Raw genomic sequence first — 4,520 nt, forward strand, 5'->3', positions numbered from 1 at the left:
ACAGGCCAACTACGCCGCCGCCAACGCCTACCTCGACGCCCTCGCACACCACCGCCACGCCACCGGCCTCCCCGCCACCTCCCTCGCCTGGGGCCTGTGGAACACACCCGACGGCATGAACACCTCGGTCAGCGACGGGGACCGCGTGCGCATGGCCGCCAGCGGCGCGCTTCCGCTCGAAGCGGACCAGGCTCTCGGCCTGTTGGACGCCGCGCTCGCATCGGAAGCGCCCGCGCTCCTCCCCGTCCGCTTCGAGCCCACCGCGCTCCGCCGCCGCGCCGAGGACGGGACGCTGCTGCCGGCGCTGCGCGCCCTCGTGCCCGCCTCGCGCCCGGCGCCCCGGCCCCTCGCCGCGTCCCGCGGCGGCCTGGCCGACCGGCTGGCCGGGCTCGCCCTCGCGGACCGGCGGAAGGCGCTGCTGGACCTGGTGGCGGGCGAGGTCGCCGCCGTGCTCGGCCATCCGCGTGGCACTCCGATCGAGTCGAGCCGGGGTTTCCAGGACCTCGGCTTCGACTCGTTGACCGCCGTTCATCTGCGCAACCGGCTCGCCGAAGCCGTCGGCCGCCGCCTGCCCGCGACCCTCGTGTTCGACTACCCTGACCCCGGCACGCTCGCCGACCACCTGAACGCCGAACTCCTCGGCGACCTCTCCGAGGCGGCCAGCGTCCCCGCCGCCGATCCGCCCGGCGCGGCGCACCTCACCGTGAGCGACCCCATCGCCATCGTGGGCATGGCCTGCCGCTATCCGGGCGGCGTCAGCACCCCCGAGGAACTGTGGCGGCTCGTCGCCAACGGCGAGGACGCGATCAGCGAGTTCCCCACCGACCGCGGCTGGGGACTGGACGCCCTCTACCACCCCGACCCCGACCATCCCGGCACCAGCTACACCCGCCACGGCGGATTCCTGCACGACGCGGGCGACTTCGACGCCGACTTCTTCGGCATCTCGCCGCGCGAGGCACTGGCCATGGACCCGCAGCAACGGCTGCTGCTGGAGACCTCCTGGGAGGCCTTCGAAAGCGCCGGCATCGACCCCACCTCGCTACGCGGCAGCCGCACCGGCGTCTTCACCGGCCTGATCTACCACGACTACGCCGCCTGGCTTCCTGAACTGCCCAGCGACGTTGAGGGATACCTGGGCACCGGCACCGCCGGCAGCGTGGCCTCCGGCCGTGTGTCCTACGTCTTCGGGCTTGAGGGTCCCGCCGTCACCGTGGACACCGCCTGCTCGTCCTCGCTGGTGGCGCTCCACCTCGCCGCCCAGTCCCTCCGCACCGGAGAATGCGACATGGCCCTGGCCGGCGGCGTGTCGGTGATGGCCAGCCCGGGCGTCTTCGTCGAGTTCAGCCGCCAACGCGGCCTCGCACCCGACGGACGCTGCAAACCGTTCGCCGCCGCCGCGGACGGCACCGGCTGGGCCGAGGGCGCCGGGATCCTGCTCCTGGAACGCCTCTCCGACGCGCGCCGCAACGGCCACCCCGTCCTCGCCCTCCTGCGCGGCTCCGCCGTCAACCAGGACGGCGCCAGCAACGGCCTCACCGCCCCCAACGGCCCCTCCCAACAACGCGTCATCACCCAGGCCCTCACCAACGCCGGACTCACCCCCACCGACATCGACGCCGTCGAAGCCCACGGCACCGGCACCACCCTCGGCGACCCCATCGAAGCCCACGCACTCCTCGCCACCTACGGCCAACAACGCACCCCAGATCAACCACTCTGGCTCGGCTCCATCAAGTCCAACATCGGACACACCCAAGCCGCCGCCGGAATCGCCGGCGTCATCAAGATGACCCAGGCCATCCACCACGCCCAACTACCCCCCACCCTCCACATCGACCAACCCACCCCCCACATCGACTGGACCACCGGCACCATCCAACTCCTCACCCATCCCACCCCCTGGCCGGACACCGGACGCGAACGCCGCGCCGCCGTCTCCTCCTTCGGCATCAGCGGCACCAACGCCCACCTCATCCTCGAACAACCCCCCACCCCACAAACCACCACCCCACCACCCCCCACCACCACCCGGGTCGTACCGATCCCGCTGTCCGCCAGGACCGCCCCCGCCCTCCGCGCCCAGGCCGCCCGGCTCCTGACGCACATCCAAAAGAACGACGGTGAGCCCGACCTCGCGTCGCTGGCCCGTTCCCTGACCACGACGCGGGCGACCCTCGATCACCGCGCGGTCCTGCTGGCCGCCGACCGGGACGAACTGGCGCGGGAGCTGGCGTCCCTGGCCGGCGACGAGTCGGCGTACACCCCACCCGGCCATCTCGCCTCGGCACGCGACCTGACGGCCTTCCTCTTCTCCGGCCAGGGCAGTCAGCACCCCGGCATGGGACGCGACCTCGCCGCCGCCTTCCCCGCCTTCTCGGCGGCCCTGGAGGAGGTGTCGAACGCGCTGGACCGGCACCTGGAACACCCGTTGCGCGAGGTGCTGTTCGCCCTCGACGGCACCCCGGAAGCCGATCTGCTGGCCCAGACCCGCTACGCCCAGCCCGCGCTCTTCGCGCATCAGGTCGCCCTGTACCGGCTGTTGGACCACTGGGGCATCACCCCCGACCACCTCGCCGGCCACTCCGTCGGCGACATCGCCGCCGCCCACTGCGCCGGCGTCATGGACCTGCCCGACGCCGCGTTGCTGGTCACCTCCCGCGCGCGCCTGATGCAGGACATGCCGACCACCGGCGTCATGATCTCCCTCCAGGCCACCGAGACGGAGGTCACCCCCCGCCTCGGCCGGGGCGTGGCCATCGCCGCCCTCAACAGCCCCACCGTCACCGTCATCTCGGGCGACGCCGCCACCGCCCGCGGGATCGCCGCCCACTTCCGCGCCCGTGGCCGCCGCTGCACGGAACTCCACGTCAGCCACGCCTTCCACTCCCCCGACATGGACGCCATGCTCGGCCCCTTCCGCGACGTGGTGCGCACCCTGACCTTCCACGAGCCGGCCATCCCGCTCGCCACGGCCACCGACCGGCTCCGCGACCCCGAACACTGGGTCCGCCACGTCCGCGAACCCGTCCGCTTCGCCGACCACCTCACCCACCTCGCCGGCAGGGGCGTGACCACCTACGTCGAGATCGGCCCCGACACCCCCCTCACCACCCTGGCCGAGCAGACCCTGAGCGCAGCAGGCGCCGGCACCCCCCACCTCGCCGTCCCCCTGCAACACCGCACCCGCGACCAGGTCCGCTCGCTCCTGGCCGCCCTCGCCACCCTCCACACCCACCACGCCGCCACCCCCGACTGGACCGCGCTCCTCCCGTCGACGGCCGGGATCACCGCGCTGCCCACCTACCCCTTCCAGCGCCGGCGTTACTGGCTCGACACGCCCTCGGCCCGCACGCCGGCGGGCAGCCATCCGTTTGTCGGGCCCGCCGTCCACCTCGCCGACCAGGCCGGCGCGGTCATCTTCACGGGGCGTCTCTCGGTCCGCACCCACCCCTGGCTCGCCGACCACACCGTCACCGACACGGCCGTGCTCCCCGGCACGGCCTTCCTCGAACTCTCCCTGCACGCCGCCGCCCGACACACCGGCCTGGCCGCGCTGGACGAACTCGTCCTGACCACGCCCCTGACGATCCCTGCCACCGACGCGGTGGAGCTCCAGGTCACCGTCGCCGGCACCGAGCTCACCGTCCACGCGCGACCCGCCGCCGACAACGGCGACGCTGGTACCGACGCCGCGCCCTGGACGCGCCACGCCCACGGCACCCTCCCGAGCACCACCGCGCCGGCACCGTCCGCCGCGCTCGCCGCGCCGGACGCTCCGGTCGCCTGGCCGCCGCCGGACGCCGTCCTCGTTTCGTTGGACGAGTTGTACGAGCGCCTCGACGCCGCGGGGCTGCGGTACGGTCCGGCCTTCCAGGGGCTGCGCGCCGCCTGGCGCCACGGCGACGAGGTGCTCGCCGAGGTCGCGCTGCCCGAGGAGGCGACGGCCGACGCCGAACGTTTCGCCGTCCACCCCGCCCTGCTCGACGCGGCCCTGCACCCCGTGGTGCTCGCCGGGCCCGAGGACGGCAGCGCGGCGTACCTCCCCTTCGGCTGGACGGACGTGCAGGTCGACACCCGTGCCGCGCGGTCGGGTCCCACCGTTCTGCGGGTGCGGATCGTCCCGGCCGGCCCGAGTGCCTTCACGCTCCACGCCACCGACCCGGCGGGTCACCCCGTCCTGAGCGTCGGCTCGTTGCTGGTGCGGCCGCTGACCCTCGACGTCACCGAGCCGCTCCACCGGCTCGACTGGGTTCCGCTGCCCGCCGCCTCGGCCGCCGAGGCGGCGGACGGCGACGCGGACGGCGACCTGGTCATGCTCGGCGCGGTGACGGACGAGGCACCGGATCTGCTGGTCCTGCGCGTCGTCACGGATGAGGCGCCGCTCCTTGCGGTGGTCGGTGGTGTGCTGGAGAGGGTCAACGCCTGGCTCGCCGAGGAGCGTCACGCCGACAGCCGTCTGCTGGTGCTCACCCACGGCGCGGTGGCCGCGACCGACACGGAGGCACCCGACCTCGCGG

Annotated in this window: 1 protein-coding gene; it reads left to right on the top strand. The window is 73.9% G+C overall.

Features of this window, described 5'->3' with window-relative positions:
- The coding region (locus ABGB06_RS39285) for a beta-ketoacyl synthase N-terminal-like domain-containing protein (RefSeq protein WP_347600502.1) at positions 1 to 4,520 on the top strand (4,520 nt) is incomplete at both ends.

This window comes from Streptomyces sp. B6B3 (genome assembly GCF_039871525.1).
In the GTDB taxonomy this organism is placed as follows: domain Bacteria; phylum Actinomycetota; class Actinomycetes; order Streptomycetales; family Streptomycetaceae; genus Streptomyces.